The 18,884-nt window shown below is 68.6% G+C and carries 20 protein-coding genes; 10 read left to right on the forward strand and 10 right to left on the reverse strand.

Going from position 1 to position 18,884, the window contains the following annotated elements:
- Nucleotides 1-7: 7 nt before the first annotated feature.
- Nucleotides 8-1,786 carry a phosphomethylpyrimidine synthase ThiC gene (thiC, locus tag OG522_RS18610; protein WP_329464098.1) on the reverse strand — a complete coding sequence of 593 codons (1,779 nt, stop codon included), beginning with the start codon at nt 1,784-1,786 and terminating at the stop codon, nt 8-10.
- Between the two features lie 198 nt (nt 1,787-1,984).
- Here thiC and OG522_RS18615 point away from each other — a divergent pair, with 198 nt between their 5' ends.
- A complete protein-coding gene (locus tag OG522_RS18615; protein ID WP_329464099.1) occupies nt 1,985-3,331 on the forward strand; it encodes a YibE/F family protein in 1,347 nt (448 codons plus the stop codon).
- Between the two features lie 10 nt (nt 3,332-3,341).
- On the opposite strand, the gene OG522_RS18620 is transcribed toward OG522_RS18615, so the two are convergent.
- The 4 genes from OG522_RS18620 to OG522_RS18635 all read right to left on the reverse strand — a co-directional run bounded on the left by OG522_RS18620 (nt 3,342) and on the right by OG522_RS18635 (nt 5,630).
- Nucleotides 3,342-3,779, reverse strand: a complete 438-nt coding sequence (locus tag OG522_RS18620; protein ID WP_329464100.1) for an SsgA family sporulation/cell division regulator — start codon at nt 3,777-3,779, stop codon at nt 3,342-3,344.
- A 102-nt stretch (nt 3,780-3,881) separates the two neighbouring features.
- Nucleotides 3,882-4,652 carry an IclR family transcriptional regulator gene (locus OG522_RS18625; RefSeq protein WP_329464101.1) on the reverse strand — a complete coding sequence of 257 codons (771 nt, stop codon included), beginning with the start codon at nt 4,650-4,652 and terminating at the stop codon, nt 3,882-3,884.
- Nucleotides 4,653-4,952: 300 nt separating this feature from the next.
- Complete coding sequence (locus OG522_RS18630; RefSeq protein WP_329464102.1) at nt 4,953-5,174, reverse strand: DUF5326 family protein; 222 nt, start codon at nt 5,172-5,174, stop codon at nt 4,953-4,955.
- Between the two features lie 138 nt (nt 5,175-5,312).
- Nucleotides 5,313-5,630 (reverse strand): cupin domain-containing protein, encoded by a 318-nt coding sequence (locus tag OG522_RS18635; protein ID WP_329464103.1) that lies wholly within the window; start codon nt 5,628-5,630, stop codon nt 5,313-5,315.
- A gap of 50 nt (nt 5,631-5,680) precedes the next feature.
- On the opposite strand from OG522_RS18635, the gene OG522_RS18640 reads away from it, so the two are divergent.
- The 4 genes from OG522_RS18640 (at nt 5,681) to OG522_RS18655 (ending at nt 8,885) form a co-directional block, all read left to right on the forward strand.
- The gene (locus OG522_RS18640) at nt 5,681-6,061 is read left to right on the forward strand and encodes a phage holin family protein (protein WP_329464104.1); all 381 of its coding nucleotides are present in this window, start codon (nt 5,681-5,683) and stop codon (nt 6,059-6,061) included.
- 38 nt (nt 6,062-6,099) lie between these two features.
- Nucleotides 6,100-7,230 carry a cystathionine gamma-lyase gene (locus OG522_RS18645; protein ID WP_329464105.1) on the forward strand — a complete coding sequence of 377 codons (1,131 nt, stop codon included), beginning with the start codon at nt 6,100-6,102 and terminating at the stop codon, nt 7,228-7,230.
- A gap of 217 nt (nt 7,231-7,447) precedes the next feature.
- On the forward strand, nt 7,448-8,344 hold the full coding sequence (locus tag OG522_RS18650) for a LysR family transcriptional regulator (RefSeq protein WP_329464106.1): 897 nt from the start codon (nt 7,448-7,450) through the stop codon (nt 8,342-8,344).
- A 58-nt stretch (nt 8,345-8,402) separates the two neighbouring features.
- The gene (locus OG522_RS18655) at nt 8,403-8,885 is read left to right on the forward strand and encodes an NUDIX domain-containing protein (RefSeq protein WP_053724685.1); all 483 of its coding nucleotides are present in this window, start codon (nt 8,403-8,405) and stop codon (nt 8,883-8,885) included.
- 45 nt (nt 8,886-8,930) lie between these two features.
- Here OG522_RS18655 and OG522_RS18660 read toward each other — a convergent pair whose 3' ends face one another.
- A complete protein-coding gene (locus OG522_RS18660; protein ID WP_329464107.1) occupies nt 8,931-9,566 on the reverse strand; it encodes an HAD family hydrolase in 636 nt (211 codons plus the stop codon).
- A gap of 131 nt (nt 9,567-9,697) precedes the next feature.
- On the opposite strand from OG522_RS18660, the gene OG522_RS18665 reads away from it, so the two are divergent.
- Together OG522_RS18665 and OG522_RS18670 are read left to right on the forward strand one after the other, a co-directional pair.
- Nucleotides 9,698-10,219: a DUF2269 domain-containing protein gene (locus OG522_RS18665; protein WP_329464108.1), complete on the forward strand. Its 522-nt coding sequence runs from the start codon at nt 9,698-9,700 to the stop codon at nt 10,217-10,219.
- A gap of 5 nt (nt 10,220-10,224) precedes the next feature.
- Nucleotides 10,225-11,079 carry a GNAT family N-acetyltransferase gene (locus tag OG522_RS18670; RefSeq protein WP_329464109.1) on the forward strand — a complete coding sequence of 285 codons (855 nt, stop codon included), beginning with the start codon at nt 10,225-10,227 and terminating at the stop codon, nt 11,077-11,079.
- A 113-nt stretch (nt 11,080-11,192) separates the two neighbouring features.
- Here OG522_RS18670 and OG522_RS18675 read toward each other — a convergent pair whose 3' ends face one another.
- Together OG522_RS18675 and OG522_RS18680 are read right to left on the reverse strand one after the other, a co-directional pair.
- On the reverse strand, nt 11,193-11,621 hold the full coding sequence (locus OG522_RS18675; protein ID WP_329464110.1) for a GlcG/HbpS family heme-binding protein: 429 nt from the start codon (nt 11,619-11,621) through the stop codon (nt 11,193-11,195).
- A 35-nt stretch (nt 11,622-11,656) separates the two neighbouring features.
- Complete coding sequence (locus tag OG522_RS18680) at nt 11,657-12,868, reverse strand: MFS transporter (protein WP_329464111.1); 1,212 nt, start codon at nt 12,866-12,868, stop codon at nt 11,657-11,659.
- A 136-nt stretch (nt 12,869-13,004) separates the two neighbouring features.
- On the opposite strand from OG522_RS18680, the gene OG522_RS18685 reads away from it, so the two are divergent.
- Together OG522_RS18685 and OG522_RS18690 are read left to right on the forward strand one after the other, a co-directional pair.
- A complete protein-coding gene (locus OG522_RS18685; protein WP_329464112.1) occupies nt 13,005-13,463 on the forward strand; it encodes a MarR family winged helix-turn-helix transcriptional regulator in 459 nt (152 codons plus the stop codon).
- A 26-nt stretch (nt 13,464-13,489) separates the two neighbouring features.
- Nucleotides 13,490-13,942, forward strand: a complete 453-nt coding sequence (locus tag OG522_RS18690; RefSeq protein ID WP_329464113.1) for a GNAT family N-acetyltransferase — start codon at nt 13,490-13,492, stop codon at nt 13,940-13,942.
- Nucleotides 13,943-14,047: 105 nt separating this feature from the next.
- On the opposite strand, the gene OG522_RS18695 is transcribed toward OG522_RS18690, so the two are convergent.
- Nucleotides 14,048-15,451, reverse strand: a complete 1,404-nt coding sequence (locus tag OG522_RS18695) for a serine hydrolase domain-containing protein (RefSeq protein ID WP_329464114.1) — start codon at nt 15,449-15,451, stop codon at nt 14,048-14,050.
- A gap of 158 nt (nt 15,452-15,609) precedes the next feature.
- Nucleotides 15,610-17,106, reverse strand: coding sequence for a replicative DNA helicase (dnaB, locus tag OG522_RS18700; RefSeq protein ID WP_329464115.1), 1,497 nt, complete (start codon nt 17,104-17,106; stop codon nt 15,610-15,612).
- Between the two features lie 422 nt (nt 17,107-17,528).
- Between dnaB and OG522_RS18705 the strand changes: the two genes are divergently transcribed.
- Entirely contained in the window at nt 17,529-18,878 is a 1,350-nt protein-coding gene (locus OG522_RS18705) for an MATE family efflux transporter (RefSeq protein WP_329464116.1), read from the forward strand.
- The last annotated feature ends 6 nt before the right edge of the window (nt 18,879-18,884 follow it).

Genomic DNA, 18,884 nt, shown 5'->3' on the forward strand with positions numbered 1-18,884 from the left:
CCGGGAGTCAGTCGGCGAGCGGCAGGTACACCCGGTTCCCGCTCGCGGCGAACTCCGCGGACTTCTCCGCCATACCGGCCTCGATCTCGTCGGACTTCAGATCGCCGCCGTGTTCGCGCCGGATGTCCTGGGAGATCTTCATCGAGCAGAACTTCGGACCGCACATCGAGCAGAAATGCGCGGTCTTGGCAGGCTCCGCGGGCAGCGTCTCGTCGTGGAACTCCCGGGCGGTGTCCGGGTCCAGGGCCAGGTTGAACTGGTCCTCCCAGCGGAACTCGAACCTGGCGTCCGAGAGCGCGTCGTCCCACTCCTGTGCGCCGGGGTGCCCCTTGGCCAGGTCGGCAGCGTGTGCGGCGATCTTGTACGTGATGACGCCGGTCTTCACGTCATCACGGTTGGGCAGACCGAGGTGCTCCTTGGGCGTGACGTAGCAGAGCATCGCGGTGCCCCACCAGGCGATCATCGCCGCGCCGATGCCGGAGGTGATGTGGTCGTAGGCGGGCGCCACATCGGTGGTCAGCGGGCCCAGGGTGTAGAACGGGGCCTCCTCGCAGATCTCCTGCTGGAGGTCGATGTTCTCCTTGATCTTGTGCATCGGGACGTGCCCGGGGCCCTCGATCATCGTCTGTACGTTGTGGCGCTTGGCGATCGTGTTGAGCTCGCCGAGCGTGCGCAGCTCCGCGAACTGCGCCTCGTCGTTGGCGTCCGCGATGGAACCCGGCCGCAGGCCGTCGCCCAGCGAGTACGTCACGTCGTACGCCGCGAGGATCTCGCAGAGCTCCTCGAAGTTCTCGTACAGGAACGACTCCTTGTGGTGCGCCAGGCACCAGGCCGCCATGATCGAGCCGCCGCGCGAGACGATGCCGGTCTTGCGGCGGGCGGTCAGCGGCACGTACCGCAGCAGTACGCCGGCGTGGACCGTCATGTAGTCGACGCCCTGCTCGGCCTGCTCGATGACCGTGTCCTTGTAGATGTCCCAGGTCAGCTCCTCGGCGCGGCCGTCGACCTTCTCCAGTGCCTGGTACAGCGGCACGGTGCCGATCGGGACGGGGGAGTTGCGCAGGACCCACTCACGCGTGGTGTGGATGTTGCGGCCCGTGGAGAGGTCCATGACCGTGTCGGCGCCCCACTTCGTCGCCCACGTCATCTTGTCCACCTCCTCCTCGATCGAGGAGGTGACCGCGGAGTTTCCGATGTTGGCGTTGACCTTCACCAGGAACCGCTTCCCGATGATCATCGGCTCGATCTCGGGGTGGTTGATGTTGGCGGGCAACACCGCGCGGCCTGCCGCGATCTCCTCACGGACGACCTCGGGGGAGACGTTCTCGCGGATCGCGACGTACTCCATCTCCGGGGTGATCTCACCGCGCCGCGCGTACGCGAGCTGGGTGACAGCCTGGCCGCCGCGGCCCCGGCGGGGCTGGCGCGGGCGGCCGGGGAAGACCGCGTCGAGGTTCTTGAGGCCCCCGCGCGGCGAGGTGTGCTTGATGCCGTCGTCCTCGGGGCGGACCGGACGGCCCGCGTACTCCTCGGTGTCGCCGCGCCCGATGATCCAGTTCTCCCGGAGTGGCGCGAGGCCGCGGCGGACATCGGTCTCGACGTTCGGATCCGTGTACGGCCCGGACGTGTCGTACAGCGTCACGTCCTTGCCGTTGGTGAGGTGCACCTGACGGACCGGCACCCGGAGGTCGGGGCGGGACCCCTCGACGTACCCCTTGTGCCAGCCGATGGACTTCCCGCTCTCCTCAGTGCTGGAGGCAGGCGTGCGTGCATCCTGAATGGTCATTGAGACCTACTCCCTACGCCGGCATTACCCGGTAACAGGTTCGGCGGTCGGCGCAGCCCTTCCGTACGGTTCGTACGGTTTTCAGCGCCCTCTCAGCCCGGTGCTCCGAGCTCCCGCGTGTGCAAAGGTGTCACCACGCTAGCGTCATCACTGGCGCGCTGAACAGAGGGCCCCCTCCGTTCTTGCGATGATCAGGCGGTGACCTCACCAGTACCGCACCATCCGCACCAGTCGAGCGGACACGGCCACGGGCACGGCCACTCTCACAGCCACGGGCCCGCCACACCTGTGTCGAAGCATCTCCGCAAAGTCATCGCCGCCGTGCTGATTCCTTTCTCCGCGGCGGTGGTCGTCGGTCTCGTGGTGCTCTGGCCCGGCGGCGCCCCGCCACACCAGCGCACCGGCGTCGGCTTCGACCGCCAGACCCAGCAGGCCAAGGTCGTCAAAGTCGACAAGGTGGACTGCAAGTCGGTCAACGCCGGTCAGACTCCGTCGAACGGCGACACCTCCACCGCCGAGGGCCAGGAGGCTCGCCGCTCCCAGCAGGGGCTGTGCGGAAAAGCGACCGTCGAGGTCACCTCCGGCAAGGAGAAGGGCCGCACCTTCACCGAGATCGTGCAGCCCGACTCCCCCCGCCAACTGCACCAGGGCCAGGGCGTGATCGTGGCATACGCCCCCGACGCGCCCCATGACCTGCAGTATTCGGTGACCGATGTGAACCGCAGGGTCCCGATGGCGCTGCTCGCCGGGATCTTCGCGCTGGCGGTCGTGGTCGTCGGCCGGCTGCGCGGGGTGATGGCGCTGGTGGCCCTGGTGGTCTCGTTCGCGGTGCTGACCCTGTTCATCCTCCCCGCGATCCTCCAGGGCTCCAATCCGCTGCTCGTAGCGGTCGTCGGGGCGAGTGCCATCATGCTGATCGCGCTCTACATGTGCCACGGGCTCTCGGCGCGCACCTCCGTCGCCGTCCTCGGCACCCTTGCCTCATTGATCCTGATCGGCCTGCTCGGCTCGGTCTTCATCGGCTGGGCCGCGCTCACCGGCAACACCGACGAGAACACCGGTCTGATCCACGGTCTCTACCCGAACATCGACATGTCGGGCCTGCTGCTCGCCGGCGTCATCATCGGCTCCCTCGGCGTGCTCGACGATGTGACGGTCACCCAGACGTCGGCGGTCTGGGAACTGCACGAGGCGAATCCGACGATGGGCCCGCGCGGTCTGTACCGGGCGGGCATCCGGATCGGCCGCGACCACATCGCGTCGGTGGTCAACACGCTGGTCCTCGCGTACGCGGGCGCGGCACTGCCCCTGCTGCTGCTGTTCTCGATCGCGCAGAGCAGTGTGGGGACGGTGGCCAACAGCGAGTTGGTCGCCGAGGAGGTGGTCCGCACGCTGGTCGGGTCGATCGGACTGGTCGCCTCGGTGCCGTTGACCACCGCGCTGGCCGCGCTGGTGGTCTCGGCCGACCGCCCGGTTTCCGGCATTCTCCCCGCCCCACGGTCGAAGCCGGTGCGCAGTGGTGGTGGCCACCGCCGCAAGAAGTAGCGGGACGGCGTCAGCCGGCGTTCTGCTCCTCGGCGAGGATGCGGCCGAGCGCGTCCTCAAGGTGTCCGTCGAAATCACCGAGCGTCCGTTCCTGCCCGAGGGGCACGAGCTTGTCGGTGCGGTCGAGGAACGCGATCAGGGGTGCGGCACCGGCCCTGAACAGGGCTCGGTCGGTGCCCACCTGAAGCCGGATGCGCACATCACAGAGCTCCCCCTGCTCGGTGGGCTCGATCCGCACATCGCCCTCCCCAGTCGGCGCGTTGATGCCGTCGAGCAGCAACTCGCGGCCAAAAGCCCAGGTGACAGGCGTGTCGCCGGGAAGGTGGAAGGTCATCCGCACCGCATACGGGTCCGCCGCTTCGTACGTCAGCTCCACCGGGATCCGAAAGGAAAGCTCCTCGGAGACGAGGAAGCTCATCATCACTTCTGCCTCAACCGACTCACGCATCACACGTACCCCGCTTTAGCTGAATCTGGCCAGGATTGATCCCCCATGGCCCTCTTGACGCCATGGTGCTGTAAGCGCTAACAGATCACAAGGAGTGAGTTTTCAGATACTGATAGAGAACGCGAGCGAACTGAGCAGACTTCCCACTTCTCCGCGTAGCCGCTCGATCGCGGGCAGCAGCCGTTCTTCCTGGTGAAGGGGTACGGAAATGGCCATGGCCGCGACGCTGGAACCGACCGTGACGGGGATCGCGGCACAGACGGTGCCCAGGGCGTACTCCTGCCGTTCGACAAGCGGGCGCATACGCTCAGTAACCGCCAGGCGGTCGAGCAACGCGCGCCGGCTGGGCACGGTGTAGGGCGTGATCGCCTGGACCGGATGCCGGTCGAGGTGGTCCTCACGGGTGCTGTCGTCGAGCTGGCTGAGCAGGCACTGACCGATCGCGTGGGCGTGCCCCGTCTCGCGGAAGTCGGCCCATTCCTCCACGGCGGGCGCGGCGGGGCTGTCGGCAACCCCGGCGATCTCGATCTCACCCTCGCGGTAAACCGCGAAGTAGACGGGCACTCCAATGGAATCCCGCCAGCGCACCAGTGAGTTTGCGATCTTGCTGCGACGATTCTGCAGGGCGCTGCCGTTCGCCAGCCGCTCCGCTGCGCAACCGAGGACGAACACTCCCTTCTCGCGCCGCAGATAGTCCTCGTGGGTCAGGGTCCGCAGCAGGTGGTAAGCCGTGGGGAGCGGCAGCCCGGCCTCACGGGCAAGCTGTTTGGCCGGAGCGCCGTCCGCGTGGGAGCCGACTGCTTCCAGCAGGCGCAGGGCCCGTTGGACCGAGCCGATCAGGGTCGGGACGGCGGCGTTCGAAGCCGTGGCCACAGGTCACCCCCAGGCGTGCTGACGGGCGCCACGCCCGCCTGCGGGGGCCGCCCCCGCGCCCGCCGCGGTCCCGAAGGCGGCGGCACGGACCGGTGGACCGGCGGTTGTGTGCGGTCGGGCCCGTGATTCCGAAGGGGGCGGCGAAGGCTCGCCACTCTAACGGCCGACTCACGGCGGAAGGGGGTTTGCACAGGTCCGTTCCCCCAGCCGGGCTAATCCCCGAACGCACCGGCCGCGACGCCGGGCTCGGTCGAGCCCGCTCCGGAGACCGGGCGGAATCTCAAGTTCCGCCCGACTCCGCTACCAATCGCCGCGTGAGGAGGACGAGGAGGACATGAACCTCCGTACGACGTAGATCAGACCGCCGACCAGGGCCACGAAGACCAGGACCTTGAAGAGCAGCCCGAACAGGAAGCCGACCACGCTCGCGACCAGTCCGCCGAACACGAACAAGGCGATGACGGGCACGGCGACCCACTTCACCCACCAGGGCATCCCCGCGAATATCTCCCGTGCGGCCATCGGCCAACCTCTTTCCGTTCAGTTCACGAGTTGTGTTCTTTCGACACTCCTGATGCTAGGGGCGAGGGGACCTCGTGCGTGGCCCCGCAGCCCTTGAACTCCCCTGATCGAACCCCTAGGGAGAATCGGGGGCGACCCTCAGCTTTCGGGCGGAGAGAAGACCACCAGAACCCTCAGGTCCTCGGTGATGTGGTGGAACTTGTGCGCCGCCCCGGCCGGCACATAGACCACGCTGCCCCGCGCGACCTGCGTCGTCTCCAGGCCCACGGTGATCGAGGCGCGGCCGCTGACCACGAAGTAGACCTCGTCCTGGGCGTGCGGGGACTGCGGGTCGTGTGCGCCCGCGTCGAGGGCGTACAGGCCCACCGACATGTTCCGTTCGCGCAGGAACTGCAGATATGCCCCGTCATTGGCGGCCCGTTCCGCCTCCAACTCGTCGAGCCGGAATTCTTTCATCGCCCTCTGCCCCTGCACTCGTACCGATCAGGTCTGCCACGATCAGACACATGAAGAATTTCGTAGTCAAGACGATCGCCAACGCGGCAGCCCTGGCCGTGGCCATCTGGCTGGTCAAGAACATCACCCTCACCGGCGACAGCACCGGCAGGAAGGCGCTGACGCTGATTCTGGTCGCGCTGCTATTCGGCGTGGTGAACTTCCTCGTCAAGCCCGTGGTGAAGTTGCTCTCCTTCCCGCTCTTCATCCTCACGCTCGGCCTGATCACGCTGGTGATCAACGCGTTGATGCTGCTGCTGACCTCCTGGCTCGCGGACAAGCTGAACCTCAGCTTCCACGTGGAGGGCTTCTGGGCCGCCGTGGTCGGCGGCTTGATCATCTCGATCGTGTCCTGGGCGATGCACATAGTCCTGCCCGACGACAAGGACTGAGCCTTGGCCACCCCCAAATGTGTTGTGGAGCGTGCGGCATGACGAACCCCGGTGACGGAACACGAGCCGTGCGGGCCGGTCTCCCCGACCCCGTGGCGTACGAACCGGCCCTGCCCGGCCCGGTGTTCGCCGCCCATTTCCATCTGCCCGGCGAAGCCGCGGGCCCGTACACCTACGGTCGCGACACCAACCCGACGTGGACCCACCTGGAACGGGCCGTCGCCGAGCTGGAGTCCCCCGACGAGGCTGCCGAGGCGATCGTGTTCGCCTCCGGGATGGCGGCGGTCTCGGCCGTGCTGCTCTCCCAGGCGCGCTCCGGCGACACGGTGGTCCTGCCGGACGACGGCTATCAGGCGCTGCCGCTGGTCCGCGAGCAGTTGGAGGCGTACGGCATCGAGGTGCGCACCGCGCCGACCGCGGACGATGCCCAACTGGGTGTCCTGGACGGCGCGAAGCTGCTGTGGATCGAGACACCGTCCAACCCCGGCCTGGATGTGTGCGACGTACGCCGTCTGGCGCGGGCCGCCCACGAGGCGGGGGCCCTGGTCGCGGTCGACAACACCCTGGCCACCCCGCTCGGGCAGCGCCCTCTCGAACTCGGCGCGGACTTCGCGGTGGCCAGCGGCACCAAGGGCCTGACCGGACACGGCGACGTTCTGCTCGGCTATGTCGTGTGCCGCGATCCAAACCTCGCCGCGCGAATCCGCAAGTGGCGCAAGGTCGTCGGCGCGATCCCGGGGCCGATGGAGGCATGGCTGGCCCACCGCTCGCTCGCGACCCTGCACCTGCGCGCGGACCGCCAGTCGGCGAACGCGCTTGCGCTCGCCGAGGCACTGGCCAAGCGCGATGAGGTCACCGGACTGCGCTACCCGGGGCTGCCGACCGACCCGTCGTACCGCCAGGCCTCGGCGCAGATGCGACGCTTCGGCTGCGTGGTCTCCTTCGACCTGCCGGATCGCGGCTTCGCCGAGCGGTTCCTGGAATCCCTCCAGCTGGTCGACGACGCCACCAGCTTCGGCGGGGTGCGGTCCACGGCGGAACGGCGCGGCCGGTGGGGCGGCGATGCGGTGGCGGAGGGCTTCATCCGTTTCTCGGTCGGCGCCGAGGACGCCGCCGATCTGATCGCGGATGTGGAACGCGCCCTCGACCGGGCGGGTTCCGCCGGATGAGTCCGGTGGGCAGTACATCCGATACGTAACACGGGCGGTCCGAGCCTCCCCCCTCGTGGCTCGGACCGCCCCGGTTCCCGCGCGCCAAGAACCGCCTGCACAAGGCTAGTTGACTGTGCGTCAGTGTCCAATCACAGTGGCGACAGCGACCTATCGACATATTTATAGTTGGATCCGGCCGGGGACGTCGTGAGGCAGTTCAGGACGGGAGGGCAGCATGGACCTCGCCCTGCTGCGTACGTTCGTCACCGTGCACCGGGCCGGTTCCTTCACCCGGGCCGCGGCACTGCTCGGGCTCTCGCAGCCTGCGGTGACCAGCCAAATCCGCACCCTGGAACGGCAGTTGGGACGCCCTCTCTTCCTGCGCCAGGCGCGTGGGGTGACCCCGACGACCATCGGTGACGAGCTCGCTCAACGGGCCGCGCCGCATCTGGACGCGCTCGTCGAGATCACCGAGTCGGGCTTCGGCGAGGAGGCGGGCATCCGCACTCTGCATCTGGCCGGGCCACCGGAGTTCACCTCACTGCGCGCCCTGCCCGCGCTCACTCGCCTCATCCCGCACGGTCTCGCCCTGCGGGCCTCCTTCGGCAGCGCCGAGGAGACCTTGGGGGGACTGGCCGCAGGCCACCACGATCTGGCGATCGCCACCGCCCGGCCTCGCGGGCGGCTGCTGAGCGCGACGCCGCTGTGCGACGAGGAGCACGTCCTGGTGGCGGGGGTGCGCTGGGCGGCCCGGCTCGGCCCCGGCTCGCTCCGGCACACCGGTCCCCGCGTCCTGGAGACCGTCCCCGTGGTGGAGGTCCACGAGTCGCTGCCGCTGGTGACGCGCTACTGGACGTCGGTGTTCGACACCAAACCCGCTGCCGCGGCCACGGTGGTCGCCCCCGACCTGCGGGCGGTCCTCGCGGCGGTGGTGGCCGGCGCGGGCCTCGCCGTACTGCCGCGCTACCTCTGCGAGACGGCGCTGGAGCAGGGGGAGGTGGTGGCGCTCCTGGATCCTCCGGTGCCTCCGCTGCGCACCTATTTCCTCGCGGTGCGCACCGGCACACTCGGCCTGCCCCACATCGCGCGGGCGCAGGATTGGCTACTGCGCGCAGCGGCCGACTGGAGCTGAGGAGCAGCAGGGGAGCCCGAGGAGTTTCGCAGCCGCCCCTTCGGGCCACATTTCTCCCATGACCGTACGTCCAGTGGTCAAGCGCACCGCACGAGCCGTTCTGCTTGACGGTGACGATCTGATCCTGATCAAGCGAACCAAGCCCGGCATGGATCCGTACTGGCTCACCCCCGGTGGCGGCGTCGAACCCGAGGACTCCACCGTCGTCGAGGCACTCCACCGCGAGGTGCACGAGGAACTCGGCGCGAAGATCACTGATGTCGTGCCCTGCTTCGTCGACACCGTCGAGCACATCGGCGCCGACGGCGGGGCGACCGGGGTGAAGGTGCAGCACTTCTTCGTCTGCCGCCTCGATTCCATGGACCCCTCCCTGCGGCACGGCCCCGAAATCGAGGAGCCGTGCGGCGAGTACGAGATCGTCCGGATCCCGTTCACCCGGGTCGGGATCGCCTCGGTCCACCTGGTGCCGCTGTCCCTCAGGCACTACCTGGACGGCAACATCGAGGGTGTACGGGCTATGCACGCCCCTGATCTGGGGTAGCCCGCTCCTCGGTCGCCCGCGTTTCGTGGCGTACGCGCAGTGCCGTCAGCCTCCCGTGCCCTGCGCCAGGGCGAAGGCCTCGCGAAGGTCGCCACCGCTGTAGGTGTGGGTGGCCCGCCCGGCGAGATGGTGGTCCGCGTTCACCGCCACCGACACGGGCACCGCCGCGAAGAGTTCCACATCGGACATGGAGTCCCCGTATGCCACGCAATCCCCGGCACCGACCCCGAACTCGGCGCACAGCTGGCCCATGACCGTCACCTTGGCGGCTGGGCTGAGGATTCCCGCCGGGTCCACGGGCCGAGTGAAGGGCACCTCGGGGAAGCGGGAGCCGCGCGCCGCATGGGCTCCCCAGCCCAGGAGACGCTCCACGAAGAAGGAAGGCGAAAGCGAGATGACAGCGCAGTAGTCGCCCCGCTCGCGGATCTCTCGCCAGACGTCCCGGATTCCGGCGAGCCAGGGAGCGGTCGCGAAGGCTGTCGCCACGTGCAGCTCAGTGAGCCCGGACCACAAGGCGTGCACCCGCACCGCGTACTCGGGCGGCCCGATCCGCCCGGTAGCCAGCTCCCGCTCCAGCTCGCCGATCTCGCTGAGCAGCCCGAGCTGCCGGGATATCTCGACCGGCGCGGCAGAGCCCCGCATGAGCGTGCCGTCCAGATCGAAGAGGTGAAGTCTCGCCATGTACGCCGAGGCTAGTACGTGGGGTTACTCCCTCTGCCGGACGCCCTGGAGGGGCGGTCGGCGGCACCGTGTTTCACGTGAAACATTCTTCTGTCCTCGCACCCATTCGCCCGCGCCGCGCGCTGTTTCACGTGAAACATCTGAGCCGTCCCGCCCGCCGGAGCTGGCTGGTGGCCCATGTCGCGGTCTCCGTGAGCTGGCTGGGGCTCACCCTGGGGCTGCTCGCTCTGGGAGTGACCGCGTACACCACGGATTCCGCCTCGATGACGGAGGCTGCCTACCGCTCCATGAAGGTCTTCGGGGACTGGCTGGTGGTGCCGATCGCGCTCCTCACTCTGGGCACCGGACTGGTGCTGTCGCTGGGTACCCGGTGGGGGCTCGCACGCCATCGCTGGGTCTGGATCAAGTTCTGGCTGACCTTGATTACGCTCTCCCTCTCGGCGTTCGCACTGCGGCCGGAAATCAACAGGGCGGTCGCGGCCGGTGTGCATGACATCAGCCTGGTCGCGGCTCCGGTCGTCTCCTCCAGCGCGTACTTCTTCATGACGGCGATCTCCGTGCTCAAGCCGTGGGGGCTGACCAGGCGTGGCCACAAGCACCGGGCCGAGAACCGGAAAGTGGTGGACGCCACGGCAGTGCGTCAGACAACCTGACCCTCATGCCCTCACCGCTCGCCGAGCTCCCCATTCGCCGCCTGACCGCCGACGACCGCATCGCCTGCGCGGACCTTTCGGAAGACCGGAGCTGGCCACGCGAAGAGCACAAGTGGGGGTTCCTGCTCGTGGCCGGAACCGGATACGGGATCGACGCTCCGGACGGCAAGGGGCTGGCCAGCGCCTGCGTCGTGACCTCGTACGGCCCAGGACTCGCGGCCATCGGCATGGTGCTGGTGGCCGAGCGCTACGCACGCCAAGGCGTCGGCCGCCGACTGATGCAGCACGTCCTGCGGGAGATGAAGGGCACTCCGCTCACCCTGCACGCAACGCCCTACGGCCGCCCGCTGTACGAGGAGCTGGGCTTCGAGACGGCCGGCCGGGCCGAGATGGTCAGGGGCCACTTCAGACCGTCGGGCCCGGCGCCGACGGTGGCGACCCGCCCCGCGACCGCCGAGGACCTGCCGAGGATCCTCCGACTGGACACGGAGGTCTTCGGCCAGGACCGCACCCACGTGATCACCCGCCTGCCGGCCTTCGCCGACCAGCTGCGCGTCGCCGAGGACTCGGCAGGACTCATCGGCTTCGCGGCCGCTTGGCCCAATATGAACACCCATGTGGTGGGCCCGCTGATCGCCCGCGACACGGAGACCGCGAAGGCTCTCGTCGCCTCTCTCGCGGCCGGCACCGACCGCCCGCTGCGCACGGATGTGGATGTGCGCCACGAGGCCCTGCTGAGCTGGCTGAAGGCTTCCGGAGTGGAGTCGGCCGGTTTCAACACGGTGATGACCCACGGCATCCCGGATCTACCCGGCGACTGGACGCGCCGCTTCGCACCCCTGACGGTGGCTGCGGGCTGACCGGGACGCGCCGGACTTACCGACCGCGGCGCGGGAGGCCCAGAAGGATCGTGAGCGTCCGCCCCTCATATGCCGTGATCCCACGGGCACTTGGAGACGGACGTCAGGCGATGTCAACGCTGCGCCAGAGCCTCCACTGCGACGGTCGCAAACCCGTGGTCCTGGTCCGGGGCGCCGCCTCCCACACCGATCGCGCCGATCAGACGGCCGCCTCGGTGGACGGGGACACCGCCCGCGATGAAGAGAAGCGGACGGTCGAGCGCCGTCGGCAGGGTGTGGAAGAGTCCGCCCGGCTGGACCGCGTCCACCAGGTCGGCGGTCGGAGCGTTGAGCTGGAGTGCCGTGTAGGCCTTGCGCGTGCTGGTCTCTCCCGCAATCAGGACGGCCCGGTCGTCCCGGCGGAAGGCGAGCAGATGACCGCCCGCGTCGAGGACGGTGACCGCGACGGTGACTCCGGCCTTCTCAGCGGCGGAGCGTGCCGCGTCGATGAGGGCTTCGGCGTCCTGGACGGTGAGCGGGGAGACAGCGAGGGCGGTGCTCATGGGAGGTAACTCCTTGATGGATCAGTGCAGTTGATTCAGTGACGCGATGCCGTTGCGCGAGCCGTCTCGGGCACGGCACCCGAGACGATCACGCTGCCCGCGTTCGTACGCCGCTCAAGCCGACTGGAGACGAAAGCAAGGACGAGGGCGGACACGGCAAGCGCGGCGCCGACCCAGTTCGGGGCGGTGTAGCCAAGGCCTGCCGCGATGACGAGGCCGCCAAGCCACGCGGAGAGCGCGTTGCCGAGGTTGAAGGCACCGATGTTGACGGCGGACGCCAGGGTGGGCGCGCCCGCGGCCTGGTCGAGTACGCGCTTCTGCAGCGGAGGTACCGTTGCGAAGCCCAGCGCACCGATCAGGAAGACCATGACGGCGGACGCAGCCTTGTCGTGGGCTGCCACGGTGAACAACGCCAGGGCCAGGGCGAGCCCGGACAGGGACACATAGAGCAGCGGCATCAACGCGCGGTCCGCGAAGCGGCCGCCGATGAGATTCCCGGCGACCATGCCGAGACCGAACAGAACGAGCAGCCACGTGACAGAGGTGTCGGCATAGCCGGCGACGTCGGTCATCATCGGGGTGACGTAGGTGATCGCGGCGAACACTCCGCCGAAGCCGAGCACGGTCATCGCCATGGCGAGCAGCACCTGCACGTTCCGGAACGCGGCGATCTCGTGCCTCAGCCGTACGCCCTCGGTCTTCGGCATGTCGGGCACGAGCTTGGCGACACCGAGCAGACCGAGCACCCCGAGTGCGGCGACGACGAAGAACGTCGTACGCCAGCCGACCTGCTGGCCTATGAGCGTGCCGGCGGGAACACCGACGACATTGGCGATGGTCAGGCCGGTGAACATCATCGCGATGGCTCCGGCCTTCTTCTCGGGGGCGACCAGATCGGCCGCGACCACCGAACCGATCCCGAAGAACGCGCCGTGTGCGAGCGAGGCGACGATCCTTCCGGCCAGCATCAGCCCGAAGACGGGTGCGACGGCGGACACCACGTTGCCGACCACGAAGAGGCCCATCAGCACCATCAGCATCCGCTTGCGCGTGATCTTCGTGCCCAGGATGGTCATCAGCGGAGCACCGAGCACCACGCCCAGCGCATAGCCGCTGACCAGATATCCGGCCGTGGGGATGGTGACGCCGAAGGTCCCGGCAACCTCGGGGAGCAGCCCCATGATCACGAATTCGGTGGTGCCGATACCGAACGCCCCGATGGCCAGGGCTAGGAGCGCGAGTGGCATTGGACGTGCCTTTCCAGGTTGCGTGAGCGCCATACAAGCGTCCACAATAATTGCAGACGCCGATTAATTGCAAACGCGGGCTATTGCGTACGTGCCCTATCCTGGTGACAACCCGCTCCGGACGGAGGACAGACGCATGACCGCGACGGACCCCGCACTCACCGCCCTCGCCCAGGGCTGGTGCGCCCTTTCCCTGCTGCACGGCAAGATCGACACCCATATCGAGCGCGCTCTGCAGTCCGGGCACGGCCTCAGCGTCCGCGAGTACTCGCTCCTCGACGTCCTCAGCCGCCAACACAGCGGTCCGGGCGGTCACCTCCAGATGAAGCAGGTGGCCGACGCCGTCGTGCTGAGCCAGTCGGCCACCACCCGGCTCGTCACCCGGCTCGAGGACCGCGGTCTGCTGACCCGCTACCTCTGCGACACCGACCGCCGCGGCATCTACACCGACGTCACCAAGGCAGGTCTCGCCCTGCTCGCCGAGGCCCGGCCCACCAACGACAGAGCCCTTCGCGAGGCGCTCGACGAAGCGGCGAAGATCCCGGAGCTGGCCCCGCTGGTCCGCACCGTCGAAGCCCTTCACATCGCTGCCTGAGACAGTCGGGCATACGATCCGACGCCATGAGCGATCTTGAGATCAGGCCTGCTGCGCCCGAGGACATCCCGGCGATCGTGGCAATGCTCGCGGACGACCCGCTGGGCGCACAGCGCGAGTCACCGGACGACCTCACCCCGTATCGTGCTGCCTTCGACCGGCTCGCGGACGATCCGAACCAGCATCTGATCGTCGCCGACCGTGGCGGCCAGGTGGTCGGCACCCTCCAGCTCACGATCATCCCCGGGTTGTCGCGGCGCGGAGCGACCCGGTCGGTCATCGAAAGCGTCCGCATCCACGGCGACGAACGAGGAGGCGGCCTCGGCACCCGGCTCATCGAATGGGCCGTCGACGAATCGGGGCGCCAGGGCTGCCAGTTGGTTCAGCTGACGTCGGACCTCACCCGTACCGATGCCCATCGCTTCTACGAGCGGCTGGGGTTCGAGGCCTCGCACGTGGGATTCAAAAAGCCCCTGTAGGGCCGAGTTCCACATCAGCCACAGTCCGCGCACCCGACGTGTTTCACGTGAAACGGCAGCCCGGTCCCCGTGAGGAAACACCGATTCCCCGTTTCACGTGAAACGTCAGACCCCGCGCCAGCCCTCGGGGTCCACGCCGCCCGGGACCGCCGTCGCGTCGGGCCCGTACGGCTCGCGTGTGAACACGAAGGACCCGAGGTCCAGGTGGCTCACGGAGCCGTCGGACCGCCGCACCACACGCAGCGTCTCCCCCTGGTAGTAGCCGTCGAGACCCGTCCAGGCGCCATCGGGGGCGGCCATGAAGCGGGAGGCGCGGCCTGGGGCCTGGAGGGGTTCGAGGGCCACTGATCGGTCGGCCGCCAGCCTGAGGACGTACGGCTGAGTACCCCAGTACCAGGGTCCCGTGAGCTCCAAGAGTTCCCTGTCGACCTCCGGAAGGGGTCGCCAGGGCTCCGGGAAGCTGGGCTCGGCCTCGGCCACGATCCGTACGAGGTCGGCGGCCAGCGTTCCGCACTTCGGGGCGGACGTCGCGTTGGCCAGCGCGACAGCGGCCACACCCCCGGCAGCGCTCACCCACAAGCCCGCGACGAAGCCGGGCAGCGAGCCGGTGTGGCCGGCCAAGTCGAGGCCGTGGACGTGGGCGAGCTGCACGCCCAGCCCGTAGCCCCCCTCTCGGTCCCCTGTCTGGGGCGGCGCGGCAGGAGTGCGCATCTGCGCCACGGAGTCGGCACTCAGCACGCGGTCGTCGCCGTTTGCCAGGAAGACGGCGAAGCGGCAGAGGTCCGCCGCGGTCGACCAGAGCTGGCCGGCGGGAGCCATCAGACCGAGGTCCTCGGACGGCTCGGGAAGCAGTACGTCGGCCCAGGGGTGCACCGCCCAGCCACCGGCGTGGGGGTGGGCCGGCTGCGTACTCGTGCGGTCGAGGCCCAGCGGTTCCAGGATCTCGGTCCGCAGGGCCTCCTCCCACGGCACTCCTCGTACCGCCTCCACCAGGGAACCCAGCAGCGTGTAGCCAGGGTTGGAGTAGTGGTGCAGCCGGCCCGCGGGGTGCAGTTGCGGTTGCTCGCCCAGTACATCGGCGAGCTCGGGGCGGACGGTGCCGGGTGTCCGCTCCCACCAGGGCGCGGGCGTCTCGGCGGCCAACCCCGCTGTGTGGGCCAGGAGTTGAGCGATGGTCGCGCTGCCCGCGTTCGTGCCGGGAAGGTGCTTCTCCAGCGGGTCGTCGAGGTCGACCAGCCCCTCGTCGCGCAGCCTCATCACGAGTACCGCCGTGAATGTCTTGGTGATGGAGCCGATGCGGTACTGGACATCGGCATCGGGGCCGTGGCCGTCGACGGAGGTGCGTGACCCGAACCAGACCATCCGCCCGTCCCGCACCACGGCCGCGACGAGCGAGGGCGCCCGCTCGGTGGACTGGGCGACTGCGATGCGGTGAAGAAGGGCGCGGCGCGTGCTCGGCAGCAGCTCTTCGAAGGGGGACGGCGATACGGGCGAACTGGATGAAGTCATGGAGCAAGGTCTATCCGGGCAGCTGCCCGCGGTCGACCGCTTTTCACCCTACTGAGCGGTCGAGCCACTAGCAGTTGGCCAGGGCCTGGTCGGGAGGCGGAATCCGGCCCACGTCGCCCGCAAGGGAGATGCCCGTCGCCGGGCCGGAGGCCGCCCGATCAGGTCTGCGCCATGTCCACGAAGCGGGAGTAGTGGCCCTGGAAGGCGACCGTGATCGTTGCGGTCGGACCGTTACGGTGCTTGGCCACGATCAGATCCGCCTCGCCGGCGCGGGGCGACTCCTTCTCGTACGCGTCCTCACGGTGCAGCAGGATGACCATGTCCGCGTCCTGCTCGATGGAGCCGGATTCACGGAGGTCGGAGACCATCGGCTTCTTGTCGGTGCGCTGCTCGGGGCCACGGTTCAGCTGCGAGAGCGCGATCACCGGCAGCTGAAGCTCCTTCGCAAGGAGCTTCAGATTTCGCGACATGTCCGAGACTTCCTGCTGCCGGCTCTCGGCGCGCTTGGAACCGCCGGACTGCATCAGCTGGAGATAGTCGATGACGACGAGGCGGAGGTCGTTGCGCTGCTTCAGGCGGCGGCACTTGGCGCGGATTTCCATCATCGACAGGTTTGGCGAGTCGTCGATGTAGAGCGGCGCCTGGGAGACGTCCGGCATGCGGCGGGCCAGTCGTGTCCAGTCCTCGTCGGTCATGGTGCCGGAACGCATGTGATGAAGGGCGACCCGGGCCTCGGCCGAAAGCAGACGCATCGCGATCTCGTTGCGTCCCATTTCGAGCGAGAAGATCACGCTGGGCAGGTTGTGCTTGATCGAACAGGCCCGCGCGAAGTCCAGGGCCAGCGTGGACTTACCCATGGCGGGACGGGCGGCGATGACGACCATCTGCCCGGGGTGCAGCCCGTTGGTGAGCGAGTCGAAGTCGGTGAACCCGGTGGGGACACCGGTCATTTCGCCACTGCGCGAGCCGATCGCCTCGATCTCGTCGAGCGCGCCCTCCATGATGTCGCCGAGCGGGAGGTAGTCCTCGCTGGTGCGCTGCTCGGTGACCGCGTAGATCTCGGCCTGTGCGGAGTTGACGATGTCGTCGACGTCGCCGTCGGCCGCGTATCCCATCTGTGTGATCTTGGTGCCTGCCTCGACGAGCCTACGGAGCACGGCCCGTTCATGGACAATCTCCGCGTAGTACGAGGCGTTGGCCGCTGTCGGCACCGACTGCACCAGCGTGTGCAGGTAGGAGGCGCCGCCGACCCGGGTGATCTCGCCGCGCTTGACGAGCTCGGCGGCGACGGTGATGGGGTCGGCGGGCTCGCCCTTGGCATAGAGGTCGAGGATCGCCGTGTAGACGGTTTCGTGGGCGGGCTTGTAGAAGTCGTGGCCCTTGATGATCTCCACGACGTCCGCGATGGCGTCCTTGGAGAGCAGCATGCCGCCGAGGACGGACTGTTCGGCGTCGATGTCCTGGGGAGGCACCCGCTCGAAGCCCGAGGACGGCCCGTCCCAGTCGTCCTGACCGCGGTCGTGCTGGTCGTCGCGGCCCCTGCCACGGCCGCGACCGCCTCGGCTCTCGCTGTCGCCGCGCTGGCGGGAAACAGGCAGACGGTCACTTGGACCGGTGTCGGCCCAGGGCTCGTCCAACGGCTCGGGAATGCTCACCGGCCACCTCCTCCCGTCCGCTCCGCGGACCTAGCCGTGCCATTCTTTCTACGGCACGACACTGACAAAACGAGAAGCCCGACTCCGGTTCCGGCGCGTCGGGCGCCGGACCACGTTAGGCCCGCGAGCGGCGTCAGCCAATCTGGTTATCCACAGGGCATGTGGACGAACGACCGGATGCTGTGGAGAAGTCTCCGGAACCTGTGCACGGACCGGGGGACAGCACTGTGGACAAAGTCATAGACCTTCCTTCATCACGGCCCTGACCTGGCATTTCTCCGTCCACCGGCTGTGGGGGAGAAAAACTTTCCCGACTGGGTCAAGATCGCGGCGAACCACCCGCACAAGAACCACCCTCAGCACCCGAGGTAAGACCCAAAGGTGCATTGCATCCATTACCTGTGGAAGATTAGATTGAGCGCATGACACAGGCCCCCGCGACACCGGACAACGACCGGCGGCGGTCCCGACGGCGACACGATCGCGAGATCGTGTCGCTTGCCGTTCCGGCCTTCGGCGCCCTCGTCGCCGAGCCGCTCTTCCTCATGGCGGACAGCGCGATCGTGGGCCACCTCGGCACCCCGCAACTGGCCGGTTTGGGTATTGCCGCGCCGCTGCTCACCACCGCCGTGAGCATTTTCGTCTTCCTCGCGTACGCCACCACCGCCGCGGTCTCCCGCCGGGTGGGCGCCGGCGATCTGCGAGCCGCGATACGGCAGGGCATGGACGGCATCTGGCTGGCACTCCTACTGGGTGCGGCCGTCGTGGCCGCCGTACTGCCCGCAGCTCCCTGGCTCGTCGGCGCCTTCGGCGCCTCGGAGACCGCTGCCCCGTACGCCATCACCTATCTCCGGATATCCGCCCTCGGCATCCCGGCGATGCTCGTGGTACTCGCCGCCACCGGCCTGCTGCGCGGGCTCCAGAACACCAGGACTCCCCTGTACGTCGCCGTCGCCGGCTTCGCGGTCAACGGCGTGCTCAATGTCGGGCTCGTCTACGGCGCCGGGCTCGGCATCGCGGGATCGGCGTGGGGAACCGTCATCGCGCAGCTCGGCATGGCCGCCGTCTACCTGACCGTGGCGGTACGTGGGGCCCGGCGGCACGGCGCCTCCCTGTGGCCGGACGCAGCAGGGATCAGCAACAGTGCACGGGCGGGCGTGCCGCTCCTGGTACGTACGCTCTCACTGCGCTCCGTCCTGATGATCGCCACTGCCGTCGCCGCCCGCCTGGGGGACGCCGACATCGCCGCTCACCAAATCATCCTGTCCCTGTGGAATCTGATGGCCTTCGCACTGGATGCCATAGCCATCGCCGGTCAGGCGATCATCGGCCGCTATCTGGGCGCCGGCGACGCGGCGGGTGCCAAGCAGGCTTGTCGCCGCATGGTGGAGTGGGGCATCGCCTTCGGGGTACTGCTCGGCCTGCTTGTCGTGGCCAGCCGACCCGCCTTCATCCCGCTCTTCACCAGCGACCCGACCGTCCAGGATGCCGTGCTGCCCGCCCTCCTTGTGGTGGCCCTCACCCAACCGCTCGCCGGAGTCGTGTTCGTACTCGACGGCGTACTGATGGGAGCGGGCGACGGCCCCTACCTGGCTCGTGCCATGGTGCTGACGCTCGTCGTCTTCGCTCCGGTCGCCCTGCTCGTTCCCACGTTTGGTGGCGGGCTGACCGCACTCTGGTGGGCCATGGCCCTGATGATGACGGTCCGGACGCTGACCCTCGTAGTCCGGGCCCGCTCCGGACGCTGGGTGGTCACCGGCGCGACCCGCTGACCCTGT

Origin of the sequence: Streptomyces sp. NBC_01431 (genome assembly GCF_036231355.1) — a bacterium.
In the GTDB taxonomy this organism is placed as follows: domain Bacteria; phylum Actinomycetota; class Actinomycetes; order Streptomycetales; family Streptomycetaceae; genus Streptomyces.

Bases quoted from the DNA above. Each gene is read 5' to 3' on its own strand.
- OG522_RS18690 (WP_329464113.1), top strand. From the start codon at position 13,490: ATGAGCGATCTTGAGATCAGGCCTGCTGCGCCCGAGGACATCCCGGCG.
- OG522_RS18705 (WP_329464116.1), top strand. From the start codon at position 17,529: ATGACACAGGCCCCCGCGACACCGGACAACGACCGGCGGCGGTCCCGA.
- OG522_RS18620 (WP_329464100.1), bottom strand. From the start codon at position 3,779: ATGCGTGAGTCGGTTGAGGCAGAAGTGATGATGAGCTTCCTCGTCTCC.
- OG522_RS18645 (WP_329464105.1), top strand. From the start codon at position 6,100: ATGACGAACCCCGGTGACGGAACACGAGCCGTGCGGGCCGGTCTCCCC.
- thiC (WP_329464098.1), bottom strand. From the start codon at position 1,786: ATGACCATTCAGGATGCACGCACGCCTGCCTCCAGCACTGAGGAGAGC.
- OG522_RS18640 (WP_329464104.1), top strand. From the start codon at position 5,681: ATGAAGAATTTCGTAGTCAAGACGATCGCCAACGCGGCAGCCCTGGCC.
- OG522_RS18675 (WP_329464110.1), bottom strand. From the start codon at position 11,621: ATGAGCACCGCCCTCGCTGTCTCCCCGCTCACCGTCCAGGACGCCGAA.
- OG522_RS18635 (WP_329464103.1), bottom strand. From the start codon at position 5,630: ATGAAAGAATTCCGGCTCGACGAGTTGGAGGCGGAACGGGCCGCCAAT.
- OG522_RS18685 (WP_329464112.1), top strand. From the start codon at position 13,005: ATGACCGCGACGGACCCCGCACTCACCGCCCTCGCCCAGGGCTGGTGC.
- OG522_RS18660 (WP_329464107.1), bottom strand. From the start codon at position 9,566: ATGGCGAGACTTCACCTCTTCGATCTGGACGGCACGCTCATGCGGGGC.
- OG522_RS18670 (WP_329464109.1), top strand. From the start codon at position 10,225: ATGCCCTCACCGCTCGCCGAGCTCCCCATTCGCCGCCTGACCGCCGAC.
- OG522_RS18650 (WP_329464106.1), top strand. From the start codon at position 7,448: ATGGACCTCGCCCTGCTGCGTACGTTCGTCACCGTGCACCGGGCCGGT.
- OG522_RS18630 (WP_329464102.1), bottom strand. From the start codon at position 5,174: ATGGCCGCACGGGAGATATTCGCGGGGATGCCCTGGTGGGTGAAGTGG.
- OG522_RS18680 (WP_329464111.1), bottom strand. From the start codon at position 12,868: ATGCCACTCGCGCTCCTAGCCCTGGCCATCGGGGCGTTCGGTATCGGC.
- OG522_RS18695 (WP_329464114.1), bottom strand. From the start codon at position 15,451: ATGACTTCATCCAGTTCGCCCGTATCGCCGTCCCCCTTCGAAGAGCTG.
- OG522_RS18655 (WP_053724685.1), top strand. From the start codon at position 8,403: ATGACCGTACGTCCAGTGGTCAAGCGCACCGCACGAGCCGTTCTGCTT.